20 protein-coding genes are annotated in these 21,889 nt (G+C 70.8%); 11 read left to right on the top strand and 9 right to left on the bottom strand.

Features of this window, described 5'->3' with window-relative positions:
• Positions 1 to 205: 205 nt before the first annotated feature.
• The 4 genes from AOK15_RS15105 to AOK15_RS15090 form a co-directional block, all read right to left on the bottom strand.
• Entirely contained in the window at positions 206 to 1,165 is a 960-nt protein-coding gene (locus AOK15_RS15105; protein WP_107099416.1) for a GNAT family N-acetyltransferase, read from the bottom strand.
• Positions 1,166 to 1,680: 515 nt separating this feature from the next.
• Positions 1,681 to 2,409, bottom strand: coding sequence for an FAD:protein FMN transferase (locus tag AOK15_RS15100; protein WP_055516887.1), 729 nt, complete (start codon positions 2,407 to 2,409; stop codon positions 1,681 to 1,683).
• Between the two features lie 2 nt (positions 2,410 to 2,411).
• Positions 2,412 to 2,807, bottom strand: coding sequence for an FMN-binding protein (locus AOK15_RS15095; protein ID WP_055516885.1), 396 nt, complete (start codon positions 2,805 to 2,807; stop codon positions 2,412 to 2,414).
• A gap of 10 nt (positions 2,808 to 2,817) precedes the next feature.
• Positions 2,818 to 4,161, bottom strand: a complete 1,344-nt coding sequence (locus AOK15_RS15090) for a ferredoxin reductase family protein (RefSeq protein ID WP_205632139.1) — start codon at positions 4,159 to 4,161, stop codon at positions 2,818 to 2,820.
• Positions 4,162 to 4,309: 148 nt separating this feature from the next.
• On the opposite strand from AOK15_RS15090, the gene AOK15_RS15085 reads away from it, so the two are divergent.
• The 3 genes from AOK15_RS15085 (at position 4,310) to AOK15_RS15075 (ending at position 7,354) form a co-directional block, all read left to right on the top strand.
• On the top strand, positions 4,310 to 4,999 hold the full coding sequence (locus AOK15_RS15085) for a response regulator transcription factor (protein WP_079058500.1): 690 nt from the start codon (positions 4,310 to 4,312) through the stop codon (positions 4,997 to 4,999).
• Positions 4,996 to 6,441, top strand: a complete 1,446-nt coding sequence (locus AOK15_RS15080) for a sensor histidine kinase (protein ID WP_055516881.1) — start codon at positions 4,996 to 4,998, stop codon at positions 6,439 to 6,441. Before AOK15_RS15085 ends, AOK15_RS15080 begins: the two co-directional genes overlap by 4 nt.
• A gap of 136 nt (positions 6,442 to 6,577) precedes the next feature.
• Positions 6,578 to 7,354, top strand: coding sequence for a polysaccharide deacetylase family protein (locus AOK15_RS15075; protein ID WP_055516878.1), 777 nt, complete (start codon positions 6,578 to 6,580; stop codon positions 7,352 to 7,354).
• A gap of 53 nt (positions 7,355 to 7,407) precedes the next feature.
• Here AOK15_RS15075 and AOK15_RS15070 read toward each other — a convergent pair whose 3' ends face one another.
• Positions 7,408 to 8,175: an SDR family NAD(P)-dependent oxidoreductase gene (locus AOK15_RS15070; protein ID WP_055516876.1), complete on the bottom strand. Its 768-nt coding sequence runs from the start codon at positions 8,173 to 8,175 to the stop codon at positions 7,408 to 7,410.
• 189 nt (positions 8,176 to 8,364) lie between these two features.
• Here AOK15_RS15070 and AOK15_RS15065 point away from each other — a divergent pair, with 189 nt between their 5' ends.
• Positions 8,365 to 9,102, top strand: a complete 738-nt coding sequence (locus AOK15_RS15065) for a response regulator transcription factor (protein ID WP_205632138.1) — start codon at positions 8,365 to 8,367, stop codon at positions 9,100 to 9,102.
• 72 nt (positions 9,103 to 9,174) lie between these two features.
• Here the strand turns inward: AOK15_RS15065 and AOK15_RS15060 are convergent, their stop codons facing one another.
• The gene (locus tag AOK15_RS15060) at positions 9,175 to 10,077 is read right to left on the bottom strand and encodes a LysR substrate-binding domain-containing protein (protein WP_055516874.1); all 903 of its coding nucleotides are present in this window, start codon (positions 10,075 to 10,077) and stop codon (positions 9,175 to 9,177) included.
• Positions 10,078 to 10,187: 110 nt separating this feature from the next.
• Between AOK15_RS15060 and AOK15_RS15055 the strand changes: the two genes are divergently transcribed.
• The 6 genes from AOK15_RS15055 to AOK15_RS15030 all read left to right on the top strand — a co-directional run bounded on the left by AOK15_RS15055 (position 10,188) and on the right by AOK15_RS15030 (position 15,977).
• Complete coding sequence (locus AOK15_RS15055; RefSeq protein ID WP_055516873.1) at positions 10,188 to 11,381, top strand: four-carbon acid sugar kinase family protein; 1,194 nt, start codon at positions 10,188 to 10,190, stop codon at positions 11,379 to 11,381.
• Positions 11,378 to 12,367, top strand: a complete 990-nt coding sequence (pdxA, locus tag AOK15_RS15050) for a 4-hydroxythreonine-4-phosphate dehydrogenase PdxA (protein WP_055516872.1) — start codon at positions 11,378 to 11,380, stop codon at positions 12,365 to 12,367. Before AOK15_RS15055 ends, pdxA begins: the two co-directional genes overlap by 4 nt.
• 46 nt (positions 12,368 to 12,413) lie before the next feature.
• On the top strand, positions 12,414 to 13,112 hold the full coding sequence (locus AOK15_RS48310) for a HisA/HisF-related TIM barrel protein (protein WP_055516870.1): 699 nt from the start codon (positions 12,414 to 12,416) through the stop codon (positions 13,110 to 13,112).
• A gap of 242 nt (positions 13,113 to 13,354) precedes the next feature.
• Entirely contained in the window at positions 13,355 to 14,467 is a 1,113-nt protein-coding gene (gene solA / locus AOK15_RS15040) for an N-methyl-L-tryptophan oxidase (RefSeq protein WP_205632137.1), read from the top strand.
• A gap of 18 nt (positions 14,468 to 14,485) precedes the next feature.
• Positions 14,486 to 15,457: a succinylglutamate desuccinylase/aspartoacylase family protein gene (locus AOK15_RS15035; protein ID WP_055516865.1), complete on the top strand. Its 972-nt coding sequence runs from the start codon at positions 14,486 to 14,488 to the stop codon at positions 15,455 to 15,457.
• Between the two features lie 58 nt (positions 15,458 to 15,515).
• Entirely contained in the window at positions 15,516 to 15,977 is a 462-nt protein-coding gene (locus AOK15_RS15030) for an Lrp/AsnC family transcriptional regulator (protein WP_079058498.1), read from the top strand.
• A gap of 82 nt (positions 15,978 to 16,059) precedes the next feature.
• On the opposite strand, the gene AOK15_RS15025 is transcribed toward AOK15_RS15030, so the two are convergent.
• A complete protein-coding gene (locus AOK15_RS15025) occupies positions 16,060 to 17,490 on the bottom strand; it encodes an aldehyde dehydrogenase family protein (RefSeq protein WP_079058497.1) in 1,431 nt (476 codons plus the stop codon).
• Positions 17,483 to 18,571, bottom strand: coding sequence for a homoserine dehydrogenase (locus AOK15_RS15020; protein ID WP_055516860.1), 1,089 nt, complete (start codon positions 18,569 to 18,571; stop codon positions 17,483 to 17,485). The genes AOK15_RS15025 and AOK15_RS15020 overlap by 8 nt, the downstream gene beginning before the upstream one ends.
• A 219-nt stretch (positions 18,572 to 18,790) precedes the next feature.
• Here AOK15_RS15020 and ligA point away from each other — a divergent pair, with 219 nt between their 5' ends.
• Complete coding sequence (gene ligA, locus AOK15_RS15015) at positions 18,791 to 20,869, top strand: NAD-dependent DNA ligase LigA (protein WP_055516858.1); 2,079 nt, start codon at positions 18,791 to 18,793, stop codon at positions 20,867 to 20,869.
• Between the two features lie 92 nt (positions 20,870 to 20,961).
• Here the strand turns inward: ligA and AOK15_RS15010 are convergent, their stop codons facing one another.
• Positions 20,962 to 21,621: a class I SAM-dependent methyltransferase gene (locus AOK15_RS15010; RefSeq protein ID WP_055516856.1), complete on the bottom strand. Its 660-nt coding sequence runs from the start codon at positions 21,619 to 21,621 to the stop codon at positions 20,962 to 20,964.
• Between the last annotated feature and the right edge of the window lie 268 nt (positions 21,622 to 21,889).

The following is a 21,889-nucleotide window of genomic DNA, read 5'->3' as shown; positions in this document are numbered from 1 at the left end:
GTCCCTGGGTGCTCCGCCGTTTCGGCTGTGTGACGTCGTGTTGCGAGAGTGTCAATCGAGGCGTGGCGGGCCGTCAAGAGGTTTCGAACCATGTCCGACCTGTCGAACAAGTCGGATCGCCGCTCGGTGAGAACCGTGGTGAGCAGCCGCGTTGAGGTGATGCCGTGCTACCGATTCAACGCTTTGTCGACAGTGCCGCCCCCGCTCACGCCGCGGGGCGGACGAGCTCCCAGGTGTCGACGGCGAAGTCCAGCTTCATGCCGTGCCGCTCGTACAGCGCGAGGGCGCCGGAGCTGTTGTCGGTGTCGACACCGAGGCCGATGCGGTCGCGGCCGCGCGCCGCGTAGTGGCCGAAGGCGTGGCGCAGCAGCTGGCTGCCGAGACCCCGGCCGCGGGCCTCGGCGAGGACGCCGAGGGAGGAGATCCACGCCATGGTCGTACGGTCGTCGCGGGTGCGCAGGACCGCCGCGTCGCCGAGTCCGTCGACGTGCGCGATCCAGATCAGCGACCAGTCGGCGTTCTCGGCGTCGATGTCGTCCAGCCACTGCTCGTAGGTGCGCGGCTGGAAGTCGAAGTGGTCGGCGAACGAGGCCTGGAGCAGGGCGTGGGTCTGCCGGCGGTCCGCCTCGTCCGCGCACGGCCGCAGCGTCACGCCGGGCGGCGGGGTGGGGATGGTGTCGGCGGGGGAGAGGGGCCGGTCCAGCACGTGGTAGCGGCGGACAGGGCGCCAGCCCCGGCCGCGCAGGGCGTCCAGGTCCGTGGTGGGCGCGATGTTGAGGTGCAGGTGCACGACCGCGCGGTCCGCCCCGTTGGCCGCGGCCCGCTCGGCGGCGCGGGCCTCCATCAGCTCGAAAAGGTGCAGGGCGCCGAGCGGTCGGTCCGGCAGCGCGTAGTGGTCCATGTCGATGCGTTCACCGCCCGACTCGTCCCACATCAGGCCGTACCCGACGAGCCGGTCCCCGTCGAACAGCAGCCAGGAGTCCCGCTCCAGGTCCACCTCCGGATGCTTCAGATCCGCCTGGACCTCGGCGAGCTCGGTCTCGGCCCGGCCGATCTCCAGCCGGTCGACCTCGTTGAGCAGGGCACACACCGCCACCGCGTCATCAAGACATGCCGGGCGTACGGTCATGCCGGCCGGCAGCGCGGCGGAGTGCGTCATCGTCATGGCGCCACTGTCGACGCCGCCGACCACACCCCGCAACGCATTTTCGAACAGGGGCGCGGGGAACTGCGCGAGCAACCACGAACCACCCGCGGTCGCCGTACAACAGGCGATCCCGAGCTCCAAGGCGAGCCGACCGCCGTCCGGTTCATACGGCACCGGGGCTCACCCCTCCAAGGGGCGCGGGGAACTGCGCGAGCAACCACAAGCCACCCGCGGTCGCCGTACAGCAGACGGCCCCGAGCTCCAAGGCGACCCGACCGCCGTCCGGTTCATACGGCACCGGGGCTCACCCCTCCAAGGGGCGCGGGGAACTGCGCGAGCAACCACAAGCCACCCGCGGTCGCCGTACAGCAGACGGCCCCGAGCTCCAAGGCGACCTGACCGCCGTCCGGTACATACGGCACCGGGGCTCACCCCTCCAAGGGGCGCGGGGAACTGCGCGAGCAACCACAAGCCACCCGCAGTCGCCCGACTGCACGCGGCCCCGAGTCCCAAAGCGCGCCGACACCCGCTCCTCAGGTCGTCGTCGCCACCGGCAACCCCGGAGTCCGGTGCACCTTCCCATCCGCGGAGACCGCGAACACCTCGCACCCCTCCCGAGACGCGGCCCACTCGACCCCCTCCACCCCCATGGCGAACGCCGCCGTCGCGGTGGCGTCGGCCTCCGTGAGGGACGCCGCGACGACGGTCAGGCTCAGCAGCCCCGTCGCCGGGCGCCCGGTGCGGCCGTCGAGGATGTGGTCGCCACGTTCGTAGCGCGCGGACGTGGCCACCGCCCCCTCGCCGACCTCCAGGACCGCGCAGAGCCGGTCGGCCCGCTCGGGATGGCGTACACCTACCCGCCACGGCCCGCCGGTCACCGCCACATCGCCGCCCGCGTTGAGGCAGAGCCGCCGCGCCCCCCGCTCCGTCAGCAGGTCCGCGGCCCGTTGCACCGCCCACCCCTTCACCATCGCGCAGGGGTCGAGCCCGCGCCCCGGCAGCCGTACGTCGAACGCGCCACCGGTCGCCACCCGGTACTCCTCGCACAGGTCGAGGACCTCGGCCAGGTCCGGGCTGAGCTCGTGTGGGGCGAGCTCACCCCGGTCCAGCCGGGACACCTCGCTGTCGGCCCGGAACGGACTGAACCGGGCGTCGACCTGGCGCAGCCAGTCGAACGCCGGCTCCGCGGCCTCGGCGGTGGTGCCCTCGTCCTCGATGAGCAGGGAGATCGGGAAACCCATGATGTGTTCGACGCGGCGCACGATCAGACCTTCGCGTCCAGGACGGCCTGGAGGGACTTCCGGTAGGCGCCACTGGTGATGGTGGCGCCGGACACCGTGTCGATGTCGGCGCTCTGTGCCTCCAGCGTCTCCTCGATCAGCTTCGGCACCGCCGCCTCGGTCTGCGGATGGTTCGGCTGCTGGAGCATCTTGACAGCGGTGATCTTCTCGCCCTTGAAGGTCGCCTGGACCTGGACGGGACCCTTCTCCGTGTCGATGGTGGGGCCCGAGACCACGGTGGAGTCACCGGAGGTGGACGTGGAGGCCGACGGGGCCGGCTCGGCGGTCGCCGTGGAGGTCGTCGCCGTCGGGGGCGCGTAGCGCCACACGGGGACCAGCGCGGCGGCGCTCAGGATCAGGGCGGGTATCGCTCGGTTCACGGTGTCTTCCTCATCCCGCCAGGCTGAAGCGTTCGAAGTGGATCTGCGGCTTGGGCACGTCCAGCTCGCGCAGGCTGCCCAGGACGGCGTTCATCATCGGCGGAGGCCCGCACAGGAACACGTCGCGGTCGGCGATGTCCGGCACCATCCGGGCCAGCTCGCGCGGCGCGAGGAGGTCGGGGACGACGGGGCCCGAGACCAGATGCAGTTCGGCGCCCTTGTCGAAGGCGAGCCGCTGGAGCTCCTCGTAGAGGACGGCGTCCTGCCTCGTGCCCACCCGGTAGATCACCACGGCGTGCCCCTGGATCTCCTCCAGCAGCGCCCGGATCGGGGTGACGCCGACGCCGCCCGCGATGAGGACCGACTCCGGCCGGGTGCGGTGCATCGCGGTGAACGCGCCGTACGGGCCCTCCGCGAACACGCGGGTGCCGACCTTCACATGGCGCAGCGCGGCGGAGCCCGCACCGGCCGCCTTGGCGGTCAGCCGCAGTTGGTTGCCGTCGGGCGCCGCCGACAGTGAGAACGGGTTGGCCTGCCACCAGCGGTCCCGGGTCAGGAACCGCCACAGGAAGAACTGGCCGGCCCGCGCGGGCATCCGGTCCAGGTCACGGCCGCTCATATAGATGGAGACGACCTGGTCGGACTCGTGGACGACGGCCGTGACGCGCAGCTGGTGCCGCCAGTTCCGCCACAGCGGCAGCACCAGCCGGCCCAGGATCACCGCGGTCAGGGCGCTGCCCCACAGGGCGTACCAGTACGCCGTCGCCACCTCGGACGAGGCGAACGTGGTGCCCGCCGCTACCTGGTGCGTGAAGGCCAGCACCACCGCCACGTACGTGTACAGGTGGATGAAGTGCCAGGTCTCGTAGGCGAGCCGGCGCCGCGCGTAGCGGGCCGAGACCACGCCGATCATGATGATGATGCCGAGGGCGACGATGGCGCGGAGCACGCCCTCGGTGGTCTCGGCGAGGTCGATCACCTGGTTCAGCGGGCCCATGTTCGAGGACTGGGCGTATCCGAAGGCGATGAACACCCCGTGCGCCACCAGCAGCCACAGCACGGAGAAGCCGGTCCAGCGGTGCCAGGAGGTCAGCCGGTCCATGCCGATGCGCCGGTCGAACCAGGGCAGCCGGGCCACCAGCAGCAGCTGGAACGCCATCAGCAGCGCCCCGTACAGGCCGGTGAGGCGGCCCAGCACGATCAGGGCGTTCGAGGCGAAGCCCGCCTGGACGAAGAAGACGGCCACCGCGACCACGTTCGCCGCCAGCACCGCGTACAGACCGGTGCGGGCGACCACTTTGGGGCGCGCTCCCGCGCGGCTCGCTGCCGCGGTGGGTTGTTGGAGAGTGGTCACGCTGACAGCTCCTTGATCGGGTCCGGGGTACGAGCTTGTCCGGACAGCGCTGTCGTTTTGCTGTCGGTCAACTTTCAAGTTTTTATCGATCTTCTGGCGAACCCTGAGCGGCTATGGCGGAAGGCGATCGGTGCCGCAGTATGAGCACGTGGAAAAAGTGCGACTTCTCGTGGTGGACGACGATCCGCCCATCGCGGACCTGGTGGCGACCGTCGCCCGCTACGAGGGCTGGGACGCGGTCACGGCGTACTCCGGCGAGGAGGGGCTGCGCCAGGCCGCGGAGTTCCATCCGGACATCGTGGTCCTCGACCTGATGCTGCCCGGCCTGGACGGCTTCGGTGTGCTCGACCGGCTGCGCCAGTCCGGGACGATGGTGCCCGTGGTGTTCCTGACGGCCCGCGACGGCGTCGCCGACCGGGTCGCCGGACTGACCCGCGGCGGCGACGACTACCTGGTCAAGCCCTTCGCCGTGGAGGAGTTGATGGCCCGGCTGCGCACCGTCCTGCGGCGCAGCTCCGGCCCAGGGTTCCAGCGGTCGGTGCTCCAGGTCGCCGATCTGACGATGGACGAGGACACCCGCGAGGTCCGCCGCGGTGAGAAGCTCCTCACCCTCACCCCCACCGAGTACGAGGTGCTGCGCTATCTCATGCGCAAGTCGCCGACCGTCCTCACCAAGGCGCAGATCCTCGACCACGTCTGGGAGTACGGCTTCGGCGGCCGCTCCAACGTCGTCGAGCTCGTCGTCAGCAGGCTGCGCCGCAAGCTCGACGACAGCGGCGAACCGCTCATCCACACCGTGCGCGGCTTCGGCTACGTGCTCCGGCAGGCCGCCGAGTGATCGCCCGCCTGAAGGAGACCTACCGCGGAATGCGCCTGGGTACGAGGCTCGCCCTCGGCCTCGGCGCCCTCGCGCTCGTGGTGTTCGCCGTCGTCGGCAGCGCACTGACCATGTACATGCGCGACTATCTGTCGCGTCAGCTCGACGAGCAGCTCCATGTCGCGCAGGTTGCCCAGTCCAAGAGCATCGCCGCCGACGGCACGCTGGAGGGCAAGAAGTACTGGGGCTGGTACTACGCCGTCTACGACATCAAGGACGGCACCCCCGAGCTGCGCACCCCCGAAGATTCCGTCGACCTGCCCCAGGACATCGACGACTTCACGCGCCTCGCCGCGGACCAGGTCGACTCTGATACCGAGATCACCCGCACCGAGCAGCTCGGGGATGCCGGTCTGTACCGGCTGCGGGCCTGCGAGGCCGAACCAGGGGTGATCCTGGTCGGCGCCGCCCCCTTGCAGGAGGTCGAGGACACCGTCGAGCAACTGGTCACGATCCAGGTGATCGCGTTCGCCCTCGCCCTCGCCGCCCTCGTCGTGTTCGGCCGGGCCATGCTGCGGCGCGGACTCAAGCCTCTCAGCGACATGGCGCACACCGCCCGCGGTATCACCTCCCACGACCTGACGGACTCGGCACGGCTGCCGGTGCGCCACGACCGCCGCGACGGCGGCCCCGAAGTCGAGGAGCTGCGGACCGCGTTCAACAGGATGCTGGAGCACATCGACGACGCGTTCGCCGTCCGCACCGCGGCCGAACAGCGTCTGCGCCAGTTCGTCGCCGACGCCTCCCACGAGCTGCGCACCCCGCTGATGTCCGTACGCGGCTACGCCGACCTGTTCCAGTACGCCGCCGCGCACAGCCCCGAGGAACGCGACAAGCACCTGGCCCGGCTGCGCGCCGAGGCCGCCCGGATGGGGGTGCTGCTGGACGACCTGCTCACCCTGGCCCGCCTCGACGCGGCCGATGTGGAGGCGCCGCTGCGGTGTGAGGAGACCGACCTGGTGGAGCTGGCGCAGCAGGCCGGGGACGCCTTCCGCGCCGGGCACCCCGACCATCCGCTGACCCTGACCACGGGCCCCGACCGGGTACGGCTGCGCCTGGACCCGCTGCGGGTGCGCCAGGTCCTCGACAACCTCCTGACGAACGCCGCCGTGCACACACCGGCGGGCACCAAGGTCCACGTGGAGGTGTGCGTCGGCTCCGGCATGGCCGAGGTACGGATCACCGACTCCGGTCCGGGCATCCCGGTCGACGACCAGGAGCGGGTCTTCGACCGCTTCTACCGCGTCGACAAGGCCCGCAGCCGCGACCGGGGCGGCAGCGGCCTCGGCCTCGCCGTGGCCCACTCCCTGCTCCGGGCCCACGACGGCACCCTCACCCTGACCAGCGCGCCGGGCGCGACGACGTTCACGGTGCGACTCCCTCTGGAAAACGCGTCGGAGTGACGATCACCGTGGCGTGAGCGGGGCGGGACCGGGGCGGCGCCTCAGCCCACGGGTAACGGGCTGCGCGGACGTGTGTCCTGCCTCACTGTCGGGGGGCGCCGGACAACCTGTCGGGGGCTGACCTCTTCTCCTTGATGTGAAGACCTTGAGAAGGCGCCCTCGGTTACTCATATTCCTGACCCTGGCCGTGGTCGCGGCCGTGACAGCGACCGTCCTCCTCGTCGTCCGGGCGAACAGGATGGACACCCTCTCCCCGCGCGAGGAACGGGCCCGGGCCGCGTCCGCGGCGGGAGCACCGTCCGGGCAGGTCGACTGCCGGAAGGCGAAGTGCGTCGCGCTCACCTTCGACGGCAACCCGGGCGAACCCACCGCCCGACTCCTGGACCTCCTGAAGCAGTACGACGCGCCGTCGACGTTCTTCCTCGAAGGCCGGCGCATCCACACGTGCCCGGACGTGGTGCGGCGCATGGCCGAGGAGGGTCACGAGATCGGGAACCACACCTGGACGCACGCGGTGCTGACCGACGTCTCCGACACCCGGATCCGCGACGAGCTGCGCCGCACCACACGGGCCATCTCGGACCTCACCGGCCGTGAGCCGACACTGATGCGCCCGCCCCAGGGCCGCACCGACGACCGCGTCTCCAGGATCTCGGCGGAACTGCGGATGGCGCAGGTGCTGTGGACGGTGACCGCGAAGGACTACGAGACGGACGACCCCGCGCTCATCGCCGAGCGTGTGCTCGACGGCGCCGACCGCGACGGGATCATCCTGCTCCACCCCCTGCACAAGGGCACCGTGCCGGCCATGCCGTCCATCCTGAAGGCGCTCGACGACCAGGGCTACACCTTCGTGACCGTCCCCCAACTGCTCGCCCCGGCCGAGGCCGAGCCCGGCAGGATCTACAAGTGACCGACCTTCTCCGCGGCGCCCGGCGTCAGCGCCGGGCGCCGGGGTGAGGGCCGTCAGACGGCGGACCAGGCGTCGTCCACGGGCAGGACCACACCGTTGACGAAGGCGGCGGCGTCGGAGGCGAGGAAGAGGATGGCGTCCGCCTGCTCCTCCGCCGTGCCCAGACGGCCGATGGTGGCGCCGATCAGGCCGCCGACGATCGCGGGGCCGTGCGCCTGCTGGTCGGCGTCGACCTTGATGTTGGTCATGGTCGGGCCGGGGGCTATGGCATTGGCCCGGATGCCCTGCTTGCGGTACATGACCGACAGGCTCTTCACCAGACCGACCACACCGTGCTTGGACGCGGTGTAGGCGGCGCCCGCCGCGCTGCCGCGCAGGCCCGCCTCGGAGGCGGTGAACACGATCGCGCCTTTCTGCGCCTTCAGCATGTGCGGCAGCGCGGCCCGGGTCAGCAGGAACGGCGCCGTCAGGTTGACCCGGATGACCCGCTCCCACTCGGCGTCGTCGACCTCGCCGAGGGCGGACATCCGGTCCATGATCCCGGCGTTGTTCACGAGCACGTCCAGCCCGCCGAAGGAGTCGACGGCCGTGGCGACGACCCGGTCCACGACGGCCTGGTCGCTGAGGTCGCCGACGACCGCGAGCGCGGTGCCGCCGGCCTTCCCGATCGAGTCGACCGTCTCCTCGGCGGCCTTCTCGGCGAGGTCCGCGACCAGGACCTTCGCGCCCGCCGAGGCGAACTTCAGGGCCGCGGCGCGCCCGATGCCGGAACCGGCACCCGTGACGACGACACCTCGGCCGTCCAGACCGGTACTGCTCATCGACTGTTCCTCTTTCGTCGGGTGGGACGGCCGACCGGGGAGGGGTCCGGTGCTGGCGGTACCCGACGGCGGCCGTCTTGCTTGAGTTAGGCAAGCACATGTGACTTACTTGAGTCAATCAATTGATTCTGGTCGGATGGTCTCCCGGTCGATCGTCCGGAGGGCCCGCAAGGAATGAGTGCTGGACGCATGGTCTTACCCATCCAGGGCGGTGTCAGTGAGAAGCCCTCGCTTCCCCGCGGCGCGGGGCAGCATGTGCTGGTCGTCGTGGAGGACCCGGACACGGCCGAACTGCTCTGCACCACCCTGGAGTTGGCCGGGTACCGGATCCGTTCCGCAGCCTCGGGGACGGAGGCGGTGGCGCGGCTGCGTGACCGCCGGTTCGACCTCGTGGTGCTCGATCTGACGCTGCCGGACCTCGAAGGGCTGGGCCGGGACCGTTCACCCCTCGCCCACCGTCCCCCGGTGCTCTTCCTGACGGCGTACGACGCCCTGGGCAAGCTGCTGCCCGAACTCGGCCTGGGGGACCAGGACTACGTCACCAAGCCCTTCCGTATCGCCGAGGTCCTGGCCAGGGCGCAGGTGCTGCTGCGCGCCGCAGGTCCCGCCCGACGCGAGCGCCAACTGGCCTACCTGGACCTGGAACTGGACGGCTCCTCCTGTCAGGCGCTGCGCGCCGGGCGGGCGTTGAACCTCACCCCGGCCGAGTACCGGCTGCTGCGATACCTCCTGGTCAACGCGCACAAGGTGCTGTCGAAGGAGCAGATCGGCCGCTATGTGTGGGGTGACTTCCATGGCGACAACGCGATCGAGCAGCTGGTCTCGCGGCTGCGCCGCAAGGTCGACCGGGACGGCCCGCCGCTGATCCACACCCGCCGGGGCTTCGGCTACTGGCTCGGCGGCGGCATGACCGGCCGGCCCGAGTGAACTCCCCCTCCGGGGCGTCGTGATCTGCGAGATCCTCAGCGGCGAGCACTGGGGGCCGTAAGCCCCAGCGGGTCATACCTGTTCGGAGTCGTCGTCGAGTCGGCTCGTCCTGGCCCGCAGCCATGCCGTCAGTCTGCGGACGCGTCCGTCCTGCTCATGTGAGGGACGGCCGAGGAGGTGGTAGCTCGTGCCGTCGGGGACGAAACCGAAGGGTGCGACGAGTTGGCCTCGCTCCAGGTCGTCGCGGGCGACGGCGTACGGGGCGATCGCGACCCCGACTCCGGCCGCGGCGGCCTGGAGGGTCAGGTAGAAGTGCTCCAGGGTCTGCTGGGAGGCGGGCTCCGCTCGTAGGCCGGTGATACGCCGCCAGTCGTCCCACGCCTGCGGTCGTGTGCCGGTGTGCAGAAGAGTCACCTGCGACGCTCCGGCGGCGTCGGTCAGGCGAGCCGCGAGATCGGGTCGGCACACGGGGCCGATCCGTTCGGCGAACAGGCGGGTCCGGCTTGCGTCTTCGGGGAACGGGAAGTCGTCCCGGCGGATCGCGAGGTCGATGTCGTCCCGCTCGAAGAAGACAGGGCCGCCGCCCGCGGACAGGTGGACGGTGACGTCCGGCACCTTCGCGGCGAGATCGGGGAGCCGGGGAATGAGCCATCGCATCAGGAGCGTGGGCTCGCAGGACAGGGTGAGGGGTCCTGCCGGCGCGCGGGGTGCGATCTGCCGGGCTGCCGCGTCGATCTGATCGAGCGCGTCCCGGACGACGGCCGCCAGCTGACGGGCCTGCGGGGTCGGGTGCAGGGCACGTGTCCGCCGCTCGAACAGTGAGGTTCCGAGGGACCGTTCCAGGTTCTGGATCTGTCGGCTCACCGCGCCGTGCGTGACATGGAGTTCCCGCGCGGCCGCGGTCATGCTCGCGTGCCGGACGGTGGCCTCGAACGGCAGAAGCGTGTTCAGAGGAGGAAGGGCCGACCATCGCATGAGTGAATTTTACTCACCGGTCTTGTGAGAAGGAATGGTTTGTCCAGGTCATTCAGCTGCATGACTATTGATCCGTTCACAGACAAGGCCGGCTTTCCGAGAGGTGGGGCATGACGTTCCGCGATGACGTGCGGCGGGGTATCGCCATCCTGGCGGACGACCTCACCAGTGCGGGGGACGGCGCCGCGCCGTTCCGCCAGGCTGGGCATGACGCCCGGATCCTGCTCACCACCCCGGCGAGACTGCCTGGGCGCGCCGTGGATGTGACCGCGGTCGACGTCGGCAGCCGGGTGCTGGACGAGGAGGCCGCCGCTACGTGTACCCGGCGGGCGGCCGACCTGTTCGCCGGCTCCGAGTTGCTGTTCAAGACGGTGGATTCCACCCTGCGCGGTCATGTCGCGGCAGAGGTCCGGGCGGCCTGGGCGGGGTCGCGACGGCGGGCCGTCGTCATGGCTCCGGCCTTCCCCGCGGAGGGCAGGACGACGGTGGAGGGCGTCCAGTACGTGCGGGGCGTACCGGTCCACGAGAGCGACTACGCCCGCGACCCGGCGCACCCCGTGCGGTGCTCGGACCTCACCACGCTGTTCCCGGAGGCCGTGCTCGGGCGGCCGGACCGGGCAGCCGTGTTGCCCGAACTGATCGGGAACGGCGATCTGATCGTCTGCTCCGCCACCGAGGACGGGGACCTCGACCGTCTGGTGGCAGCGGTGCCGCGGCTCGACGACGTGCTGTGGGTCGGCTCCCCGGGCCTGGCGGCAGCCCTGGCCCGAAGGTGCGCACGCGCCACGGGCACCGCTGCGTCACCGCCCGCCCCGGCCCGACGTCCCCTGGTCGTGGTCGGCAGCACCAACCCGGCGACCCGACGGCAGTTGGCCGAACTGCACGGCAGCGGGGACGTCCAAGGTGCCACCGTCGGCGTCGATCCGGCCGCCGCCGTTCAGACGTTGCGCGGTCTGACGGCCCCCGTCCTCACCCTGCGGACACCTGAGGAACGCCACACGCCACGGACCGCCCGGGCACTCGCCCGCTCCCAAGCCACCGTCGTCCAGGCACTGGCCGAGGACCACACGGTCGACGCACTCGTCATCACCGGGGGAGAAACGGCCACCACCGTGCTCCAGCCCCTCGGCGCCACCGGCATCGACCTGATCGACGAACCCGAACCCGGCGTCGTCCGCGGACTGCTGACCGGACGCCACCCCCTTCCCGTGCTGATCAAGGCAGGCGGCTTCGGTGACGACGCCACGCTCCTGCGCCTGTGCCACCTCATCCGACATCGTCTCGCCCCAGGAGAGCACGCATGACCCCGATCGCCATCACCATGGGCGACCCCTGCGGAATCGGCCCCGAGATCACCCTCAAGGCGTGCGCCGACTCCCGGCGTACCGTGCCCGTCGTCGTCATCGGCGACATGGACGTTCTCGCCCGCGCCGACAGGATCGCCGACACCCGCCTCGCGCTCCGCCCCGTCTCATCGGTCGACCAGGCGAAGTGCGCACCCGGCACGGTGGACGTCCTCGCCGAGGACTGCCTTCCGGCCGACCTGCCCTGGGGCACCCTCGACGCCCGCGCCGGAGCGGCGTCCTTCCAGTACGTCCGCCGCGGCATCGAGCTGGCGATGGCCCACGAGATACGGGCTCTGGTGACCGCGCCGATCAACAAGGAAGCACTGCGCCTGTCCGGCGTCCCCTACCCCGGCCACACCGAGATCCTCGCCGACCTGTCCGGCACCACGGACTACGCGATGATGATGGCCACCGACGAACTGCGGATCGTCCTGGTCACCGTGCACCAGTCGCTGCGCACCGCGATCGACGCGATCACCACAGCGCGTGTGCTCGACATCATCCGCCTCACCCACCGCACACTGCGGCGCGGCGGCCTGCCCGCCCCCCGTATCGCCGTCGCCGGCCTCAACCCTCACGCGGGGGAGAACGGCCTGTTCGGCCGCGAGGACCTGGACATCATCGCCCCCGCCATCGAAGCGGCGCGGAGCGAAGGCATCGAGGCGAGCGGACCCTGGCCCGCCGACACCGTCTTCATGCGCGCCCGCACGGGGGCCTTCGACGCCGTGGTCGCGCAATACCACGACCAGGGCCTCATCCCCGTCAAGTACCTCGGCATCGAGCACGGCGTCAACATCACCATCGGTCTGCCCTTCGTCCGCACCAGCGTCGACCACGGCACGGCCTTCGACATCGCCGGTCTCGGCACGGCCGACCACACCAGCCTGCTCGCGGCCCTGACCCACGCCGACCGTCTGTCCTCCGGGGCACCGGACCACCCCTGACCCACCGACCCCCGACAGCCCCGGCACCAGAGAACCGAAGGACACCATGGACTTCATCTTCATGCTCACCCGCGACGACCGCACCGTCACCGACTGCCTCGACGTGCTCGACACCATCGCGGACCTCGGCATCACCCATATCGGATTCAAGGACATCGGCGTCGACGCCGGCACCCTCGCCCAGCTCCACACCCGCCTCAAGGACTTGGGCGCCACCACCTACCTCGAAGTCGTCAGCACCCACCGGGACCAGGCTCTTGCCTCGGTGCGGACGGCCGTAGAACTCGGCGTCGACTGGCTGATGGGCGGTACCTGGATCGAGGAGACCCTCCACGTTCTTCGCGGCACGTCCATCGGCTATCTGCCCTTCGCCGGAGAACCCCTCGGGCACCCCACCCGCCTCGCCGGCGACCCGGACCGCATCGCCGACGACTGCCGGCGAGCGGAGGCCGCGGGGTGCGCCGGCGTCGACCTCCTCGCGTACCGCGCCACCGACGCGGACCCTCTCGACCTGGTCCGCGCCGCCCGTGCCGCCACCACCGGGCGTCTGGTCGTCGCCGGATCGATCACCAACACCGCCCAGATACAGGCGCTCGCCTCGGCCGGAGTCGACGCCTTCACCATCGGCTCCGCCGCCTTCGACGGCTCCCTGGAGCCCCACGCCGGCACCCTTCGATCCCAACTGGTCCCGGTCGTGGGCGAGGTCGTGGGTGAGGTGGGGTCGAGTCGCGCGGCCATCGTTTGACCTCTTGACTCTCCCCCGAGTCACAGCCATCATCTATGCCAGATAATAGCACAGTATGCCACATTGTGGCACGGCATGGGTGTCGGGGTGAATCCCCGAACCCTGGGACGACCACGAGCCTTCGGGCTCTCATGGCCCGCCCCTCCAAGTCGCCATGAATGCATCCTCATGCTCCGGGCCCGGCGTGCGGCCCGGAGATACGGAAGGGAAGTCCTGTGTCAGCTGCGAGGAAGCGTGTCGCGGTGGTCGGTGTGGGAACCATGGGCAGCCAGGCCGCCTGGCGGCTGGCCGGCCGGGGTGCCGAGGTAGTCGGCTACGACCGGTTCGCGCCCGGCCACGACCGCAGCGCCGCAGGCGGTGAGACCCGGGTCTTCCGCAGCGTGCAGACCCACGACGGCCGCTATGTGCCGCTCGTGCGGCACGCCGACGCCCTCTGGAAGCAGTTGCAGGCGGAGACCGGGCGGGAACTGCGCCGACTGATCGGAGCCCTGGTCATGGGGCCGGCCGACGACCCCGAGGTACGTACCGTCATGGACGGCATCGCCGAGCACGGCCTCGACCACGAGGTGATCGACGTCGAGGCGATGACGAAGCGTTTCCCGCAGTTCCGCGTCGACGACGGTGACCTGGTGGTCCTCGACCCCCATGCGGGGTTCATCCGCCCCGAGCTGACGGTCCAGACCGCGGCTCGCCGGGCCGAGGAGCTGGGGGCCCGGATCCGCCGCTACACACCGGTGCGGGAAGTCACTCCCGTCGCCGGGGGAGGCGTTCTGATCCGCACCGACGCCGGCACCGAGCGCTTCGACGCCGCCGTCGTCACGCCCGGCCCCTGGGTGGGCGACCTGCTGCCCGACCTGCCGTGGGAAGTGAACATCCACCGTGCCATCAGCGCCTGGTTCCTGCCCCACGACGACCACCCGGCAGGCGCCGAGCGTCCCGCCTTCATCCGCTGCGGCGACACCCCCTTCTACGGCATCCCCTCCCCGGACGGCCTGGCCGTCAAGCTGGGCCTGCCCCAGCCGCACCACAGGCTCGTGGACGACCCCAACCGGTTGAACCGGACCGTCGCACCGGAAGAACTGGAGAGCTTCACCACGGCGGTACGCCGCCACCTGCCCGGCCTGAACCCCGACCCGGTGCGCCTGTCCGTCTTCATGGAGGGCTACACCGACAGCACCCGCCCGCTGGTCGGCCCTTTGCCGGACTGCGACGACATCGTCCTGCTGGCCGGCTTCTCCGGCCAGGGCTTCAAGGTCTCACCCGCCATGGGCGACATCGCCGCGGACCTCGCCCTTGAGGGCCGCACCTCCCAGCCGATCGACTTCATCACCACGACCGGCCGCATCGCGGCCTGAGTCCGAACGAGGTAAGCCATGACTCTGACCATCGGTACGCTGCGGGCCGAGCCCGGCCGCAAGACGCGCGGGGTTCTGCCCGCCGACCTGGGCACCACCACGGTCGAGGTGCCGCTGATCCTCGTCAACGGTGCCCGTCCCGGTCCGCGGGTCGTGATCACCGGTGGGGTCCACGGCGGTGAGTTCGTCGGTGTCGACGCCACCACCCGCCTGGCCGGGCTGCTGGAGCCGGAGGACGTCGCCGGGCAGGTGGTGATCTGCCCCGTCGCCAACCCGCCGGCCGTCTACGGCGGCAGGCTCAACATCTCGCCCCTGGACGGTGTGAACATCAACCGCGTCTTCCCCGGCGACCCGGACGGCGGCCCCACCGACCGGATGGCGGCCTGGCTGTTCGCGCACCTCCTCGACGGCGCCGACGCCTACGTGGACCTGCACAGCGGCGGCATCGACCAGCACCTGCTCGACTTCGTCGGCCACCGCCGCACCGGCGACACCGAACTCGACGCCAGGAACCGGGCCCTGGCGCATGCGGTGGGATACGAGCGGGTCATCTTCGGCACCAGCCCCGAGGGCGGCAACAGCCACGCCGCCGCCAACCGCCAGGGCATCCCCGCGATCCTCGTCGAGACCGGCCAGCTCGGCGACCGGCACCCCGACACCGTGGGCCGGCTCCTCGACGCCCTCCACCGGATCCTGCACCACCTCGGCGTCATCGAAGCGCCGCAGCCCCTCGCACCGGTGACCGTGCGGCCGCGCGACTGGATGTGGACGGGCGAGGTGGAATCTCCCGCCACCGGCCTCTGGTACCCGGACGCGGTCACCGGCGACGACGTGACCGAGGGACAGACCATCGGCCGCGTCATCGACCCCGTCGACGGCACGGAACACAAGGTCACCGCCGTTTCCAGCGGGACGATCATCTACCACATGAACGGGCTGACCGTACGCCCCGGCACGCACCTCGCCGCCATCGCCATCCCCCACGACTGACGGGGTTCCTGCCCGTGGGTCCGCGATCCCGACCGATTCGCGAAGGAGACGGTCCGCTGTGGACGCCATCGACGAGAAGATCATCGCCGAGCTGACCCGCAACGCCCGCATCTCGCACTCCGATCTGGCAGGCAAGGTGCTGCTGTCCCGCAACGCGGTGCGCCAGCGCGTCGAACGCCTGGAGCGCCAGGGCCACATCGCCGGCTACACCATCGTCCGCGCGGGCCACGACACCGGCACGGTCGCCTCGGCGCTCGTACTGGTCTACCGCCAGGACCGCATGCGCGGCGGCGACGTCCTGGCCGCACTCAAACGCATCCCCGAGGTCGTCATCTGCGAGATCCTCAGCGGCGACTTCGACATCATGGTGCGCCTCGAAGCGGCCTCGCTGGAACGCGTACGGAGCATCTGGGAGGAGATCGCCAAGATGCCGGGCGTACGGGACACGGTCACGGCACTCACCCTGTCCAGGGTGGTCGATCGCCCGCGGGGGGAACAGGGGCCGACGTCAGCGGGGTGAACTGCGCGGTGGCGTGTCATGACCGGGCAGTTCACCCCGGGGCGGAGGGAACGGCCGCCCCGGCCGATGTGGGGGAAAGCGGTCAGCGGACCACTTCGGTGATGTGGTTGACGCAGACGACCTTGGGCTGGGTCATCTCCTCGAAGGCGAAGCGCACGCCTTCGCGCCCCATGCTGCCGTACTTGAACCCGCCGAACGGCATGGCGTCGAAGCGGTAGTCGGACGAGTCGTTGATCATCACTCCGCCCGCTTCCAGCAGCCGGGCCGCTGTCAGGGCGCGGTCCAGGCGCGAGGTGAAGATGCCCGCGTGGAGGCTGTAGTCGATGGCGTTGGCCTGCTCGATGGCGTCCTCGAAGGACGTGAACGGCTGCAGCACGACGACCGGGGCGAACACCTCCTCCTGCCGGATCGAGCAGGTCGCCGGGACGTCCTCCAGGACGGTCGGCGCGTACAGGGAACCGGTGACGGTGTTGCCGCACAGCAGCACCGCGCCCTCGGCCACCGCCGCGTCGACCTTGGCCCGGGTGACGGCAGCGGCCTCCGGGGTGATCATGGGCCCGACATCCGTGCGCTCGTCGAGCGGATCGCCGACGCGCAGCAGCCTGGTGCGGGCGACGAAGGCGTCGCGGAAGCGCTCGTAGACCTCGGCCGCGATGAGGATCCGCTGGGTGCCGATGCAGTTCTGGCCCGCGGCCCAGAACGCGCCCGAGACACAGGAGGCGACGGCCTCGTCGAGGTCGGCGTCGTCCATGACGATGACCGGGGCGTTGCCGCCCAGGTCCATGGCGAGCTTCTTCAGGCCGGCCGTCCGCGAGATGGCCTCACCGGTGGCGAATCCCCCGGTGAAGGACACCATGCGCACGTCGGGGGCGGCCACGATCGCGGCGGCGATGTCCGCGTCACCGTTGACGACGGTGACGACCTCCTCGGGCAGACCGGCCTCGATGAGGGTGTCGACCAGGCGCAGAGCGGTCAGCGGGGTCAGCGCGGACGGTTTGAGGATGACCGCGTTGCCGCCGGCGACGGCCGGGCCGAGCTTGTGGGCGACCAGGTTGAGGGGATCGTTGAAGGGCGTGATGGCGGCGATGACGCCCAGCGGTTCGCGGGTGAACCAACCCTGCCGCTTCTCCGAGCCCTCATGGGAGTCGAAGGGGATGACCTCGCCGGCGTTGCGTCGTGCCTCGGCTCCGGACAGGGCCAGCGTGTTGACCGCGCGGGCGACCTCCTTGCGGGCCTGGACGATGGTCTTGCCGGCCTCGCTGACGATGAGCTGGGCGAAGGACTCGCAGCGCCGCTGGATCAGACGGGCGGCGCGTTCCAGGACCGCGGCTCTGGAGGCGCGGGACAGCGCGGCCGCGGTGCGGCGCCCACATCTGGCCTGTTGCAGGACGCTGCCGAGGGCGGCGACGTCGGCGATGGGCACCGAGGCGATGACCTCGCCCGTGTAGGGGTTGTGCACGAGCGTGGTGTCGGTGCCGAGTGCGATACCGGGGGGCACGGCGGTGTCAGACACGGTGGGTCTCCTTCACGGCGAGGCGCGTGGGGGCGTAGTCGTCGTCCGCGTGACGCTGGTGGATGGCGGTGATGTCCGACAGCAGGGCGTAGGCGGTCTCGGTGCGCCCGGCGCCCGGCCCGGAGATCGTGACGGTGCCGAGGAGGTCGGTGTGGAAGGCGACCGCGTTGACCGGGCCGCAGATCCCGGCGAGCGGGTGGTGGGCGGGCAGGGCGAGCGGGGTGACGCGGGCGTCGACGCTGCCGTCCTCGTGACGGGTGGCGGAGCCGACCAGCTTCCACCGCAGCCCCTTCGACACGGCGTCCCGCACCTCGTGCGGGGAGAGCGAGGAGAGGCCCTCGCAGAAGACGTCCTCGCGGCGCAGATCGGCGCCGAGGATCTCGTTGGCCAGGATCATCACCTTGAGCTGGACGTCGTGGCCCTCGATGTCCGCCGTGGGGTCGGCTTCGGCGTACCCGAGTTCCTGGGCCTCGGCGATCGCCGCCGACAACTCGACGCCTTCTTCGAGGCGGCCGAGGACGTAGTTCGAGGTGCCGTTCATGATGCCCTGGACGCCGGTGATCTCCAGCCCGCCGAACATGCGCTCGGCGGTACGCAGGACGGGGGTGCCGCTGAGTACCGAGCCCTCGAACTCGAAGCTGACCCCACGCTCGGCGGCCAGCCGCTTCAGGGCGCGGCCGGCGAGTGCGACCGGGCCCTTGTTGGTGGTGCACACGTGCTTGCCCGATTCCAGGGCCCAGCGCACATGGGAGAGAGCGGGCTCGCCGTCGGTCGGGTTGGTGAACGTCGCCTCCACGACGATGTCGGCCGGGACCTCGCGGATCACCCACTCGTTGCGCGGATCCGCGCTGCCACCGGCCAGGCCCGCGAAGCTGAGCTCGCCCGGCTCGGCGGCCAGCAGCGGCGCCAGATCGATGCCGTCGGCATCCACCAGGGAACCAGCTCGCAGATCGGTGATCGCCACCACCCGCAGGGCGAAACCCAGCTCCTCGGCCAGGCGGTCCCCGTTCTGGGACATGAGTTCGGCAAGCGCGCGGTTGACGCCGCCGAATCCGATGAGGGCGAGATCGTATCGGCCCATGAGATCGCTCCTTCGCAGTCCGCCGCCTTCACGGTGCGGCTGCCGAGGAGCCTCGCCGCTGTGCCTGTCACCCGCTCCCTGTCACAACGGCCACGACACATGCCGATCCGCTCCGTCCACCTGGCAATGCGCCCACACCGCCCCACCGGCCCCGGCTCCGGGAACGCCCCGGCTCCGGCCCGGGGGCCGTTGTCAGTGGTGGCAGGCAGGATGACGGTCATGACGACTCCTGTTGCACAGATCGTGGATGCCGCCGCCTACGCGCAGGCGGTCGAGGACGCGGTGAAGGCCGCGGCCGCCTACTACGCGGGCGGTACCTCGCCGCTCGACGACGACACCTACGACCGGCTGGTGCGTGGCATCGCCGCGTGGGAGGCCGAGCATCCCGACCAGGTGCTCCCGGACTCGCCGACGGGGAAGGTCGCGGGCGGCGCCGTCGAGGGCGACGTGCCGCACACCGTGGCGATGCTGAGCCTGGACAACGTGTTCTCCGCGGACGAGTTCACCACGTGGGCGGCGTCCCTGGCCCGGCGTGTCGGCCACGAGGTGGATCAGTGGAGCGTGGAGGCGAAGCTGGACGGTCTCGCGGTCGCCGCCCGCTACACCCGTGGCCGCCTCACTCGGCTGATCACCCGGGGTGACGGGACGGCCGGGGAGGACGTCTCGCACGCGGCGGGCACCATCGAGGGCCTGCCCGAGACCCTGTCCGAACCGGTGAGCGTGGAGGTGCGTGGCGAAGTCCTCATGACGACGGCCCAGTTCGAGCACGCCAACGAGGTCCGCACCGGGCACGGCGGGCAACCCTTCGCCAACCCCCGCAACGCGGCCGCGGGCACCCTGCGCGCCAAGGAGCGCGCCTACACGGTGCCCATGACGTTCTTCGGCTACGGCCTGCTGCCCCTGCCCGACACCGACACCGCCCTCGCGGCGCGGCTGGGCGACCTCGCCCACAGCGATCTGATGGTCCTGGCCGCCGACCTCGGCGTGAACACCACCGCCTCGACCGCGGTCCCCGGCAGAGTGGCCCGCAGCAGTGAGCAGGTGCTGGCCCGGGTGCAGGAGATCGCGGCGCTGCGGGCGCAACTGCCGTTCGGTATCGACGGGATCGTCATCAAGGCCGACCTGGCCGCCGACCAGCACACGGCCGGATCCGGATCGCGGGCTCCCCGGTGGGCGATCGCCTACAAGCTCCCGGCCGTCGAGAAGATCACCCGGCTGCTGGAGGTGGAGTGGAACGTGGGCCGCACGGGCATCATCGCCCCGCGCGGTGTGCTCGAACCCGTCGAGATCGACGGCGCCACCATCACCTACGCCACACTGCACAACCCCGCCGACATCACCCGCCGCGACCTCCGACTGGGCGACCATGTCATGGTCCACCGGGCCGGCGACGTGATACCGCGGATCGAGGCCCCCGTCGCCCATCTGCGCACCGGCGCCGAGCAGCCCATCGTCTTTCCCGAGGCGTGCCCGCGCTGCGGTTCCGGCATCGACACCAGCCAGGAACGCTGGCGCTGCGAGCAGGGCCGCAACTGCCACCTGGTCGCTTCCCTCTCCTACGCCGCCGGCCGCGACCAGCTCGACATCGAAGGACTCGGCGCCACCCGTGTCGTCCAACTCGTCGAGGCCGGCCTGGTCGCCGATCTCGCCGACCTGTTCACCCTCACCCGCGAGCAACTGCTCGGCCTGGAACGCATGGGGGAGACCAGCACCGACAACCTCCTCACAGCGATCAGCGCCGCCAAGGCCCAGCCGCTGTCCCGCGTGCTGTGCGCGCTCGGCGTGCGCGGCACGGGCCGGTCGATGTCACGGCGCATCGCCCGCTGGTTCGCCACCATGGACAACATCCGCGCCGCCGACGCCACGGCCATGCAGCAGGTCGAGGGCATCGGCACCGAGAAGGCCCCCTCCATCGTCGCCGAGCTGGCCGAACTCGCCCCGCTCATCGACAAACTCGTCGCCGCCGGAGTGAACATGACCGAGCCCGGCGCCACACCGCCGAGCCCCGTCGGCGCCGACGAGGGGAGTGCCGCGACCGCTGAGGGCGGGCCGCTCACGGGCATGATCGTGGTGGTCACCGGCGCCATGTCCGGCCCGCTGGAGAAGCTCAGCCGCAACCAGGTGAACGAGCTGATCGAACGGGCCGGAGGGCGTTCCTCCTCCAGCGTGTCGAAGAAGACCGCCCTGGTCGTCGCCGGGGAGAACGCAGGATCCAAGCGGGCCAAAGCGGAAGACCTCGGCATCCGCCTGGCCACACCCGACGAGTTCGCCACCCTGGTGGCCGACTACCTGGTCTGACCCGTCTCCCACCCGCCTCCGCGCGAACCGGCCGTCATGGCCACACCCTGTGGGCGCCGACCCTGCCGCGCCGTCGCCGACAGGCGCGCGTCTCAGGGCAGTTCGGGTTTGAGGGCGAGGAAGGTGGCGAAGGACCTCGTGGCTTCGTCACGGGGCTCCTCCACCAGACGCGCGGTGAGGGCGAGTCCCGTCTGTGCCAAGAGCTCCGCGATCCGATCCGGCGGCAACAGGTAGGACTCGTACGACACCGGATGACCGCCGTAGGCGTGTGTCGGACGGAGATGCTGGTCGGCTCCCACGTGGCCGGCCACCATCAGGGTGCCGCCCGGTGCGAGGACGCGGTGGAACTCGCCGAACACCACTGGCAACAGCGCTGGAGATGTGTGGTGGGTGGAGTAGTAGGCGAGGACGCCGCCGAGGAGGTTGTCCTCGATGGGAAGAGAAGTCATCGAGCCGACACTGAAACGCAGATGCGGGTGGGTCCTGCGGGCCAACTCGACCATTGCGGGCGACAGGTCGATGCCGAAAACGGGAACCTGCCGCTCGGCGAGGTAGGCCGCGACTCTCCCGGGCCCGCATCCCAGATCGGCGACGGGGCCGAGACCGGCCGTCCGCACCATCTCGGCGAACACGTTCAACATGCCTCGTGACAGCGGATCCAGCTCCGCCGGGGGCTTGACCCGTTCGAAGTAGTCGGCGGCGACCGTGTCGTACGACTCTCGGACGGCGTCCAGGTAGGAGAGATCAGGCATGCGGGCGACTCTAGTGACGGCCCGCAGCCCAGGGGATCGCCTTGACCCAGAACACTTCAACTACCGCTTTCAGCAGTCCATTTGGGCTCTCCCGCCCCCCTGCGCCGCCGCCCCGCAAGTCGGCGTCCGGCACCCCGCGATGTGATCCAGCCCACGTCAGCCTTCTGTCAGGTGACTGACCGGGAGTCGTCAGTCCGCTCTGTTTGCCTGTGCTCATCGAGGTCTCGTAGCAGTCCCCGGCGCCCCGCCCCACCGGGGCCCCCACCAC

It is taken from the genome of Streptomyces ossamyceticus (assembly GCF_001418475.1).
GTDB classification, from domain to species: domain Bacteria; phylum Actinomycetota; class Actinomycetes; order Streptomycetales; family Streptomycetaceae; genus Streptomyces; species Streptomyces ossamyceticus.
Note: the sequence above shows the minus strand (reverse complement) of the source record. Positions and strands in the feature narration are given on the sequence as shown.

Excerpts from the sequence above, each read along its gene's own strand:
- AOK15_RS15105 (WP_107099416.1), bottom strand. The coding sequence starts at position 1,165 with ATGACGATGACGCACTCCGCCGCGCTGCCGGCCGGCATGACCGTACGC.
- AOK15_RS15070 (WP_055516876.1), bottom strand. The coding sequence starts at position 8,175 with ATGAGCAGTACCGGTCTGGACGGCCGAGGTGTCGTCGTCACGGGTGCC.
- AOK15_RS15065 (WP_205632138.1), top strand. The coding sequence starts at position 8,365 with ATGGTCTTACCCATCCAGGGCGGTGTCAGTGAGAAGCCCTCGCTTCCC.
- AOK15_RS15060 (WP_055516874.1), bottom strand. The coding sequence starts at position 10,077 with ATGCGATGGTCGGCCCTTCCTCCTCTGAACACGCTTCTGCCGTTCGAG.
- AOK15_RS15055 (WP_055516873.1), top strand. The coding sequence starts at position 10,188 with ATGACGTTCCGCGATGACGTGCGGCGGGGTATCGCCATCCTGGCGGAC.
- pdxA (WP_055516872.1), top strand. The coding sequence starts at position 11,378 with ATGACCCCGATCGCCATCACCATGGGCGACCCCTGCGGAATCGGCCCC.
- AOK15_RS48310 (WP_055516870.1), top strand. The coding sequence starts at position 12,414 with ATGGACTTCATCTTCATGCTCACCCGCGACGACCGCACCGTCACCGAC.
- AOK15_RS15035 (WP_055516865.1), top strand. The coding sequence starts at position 14,486 with ATGACTCTGACCATCGGTACGCTGCGGGCCGAGCCCGGCCGCAAGACG.
- AOK15_RS15020 (WP_055516860.1), bottom strand. The coding sequence starts at position 18,571 with ATGGGCCGATACGATCTCGCCCTCATCGGATTCGGCGGCGTCAACCGC.
- ligA (WP_055516858.1), top strand. The coding sequence starts at position 18,791 with ATGACGACTCCTGTTGCACAGATCGTGGATGCCGCCGCCTACGCGCAG.
- AOK15_RS15010 (WP_055516856.1), bottom strand. The coding sequence starts at position 21,621 with ATGCCTGATCTCTCCTACCTGGACGCCGTCCGAGAGTCGTACGACACG.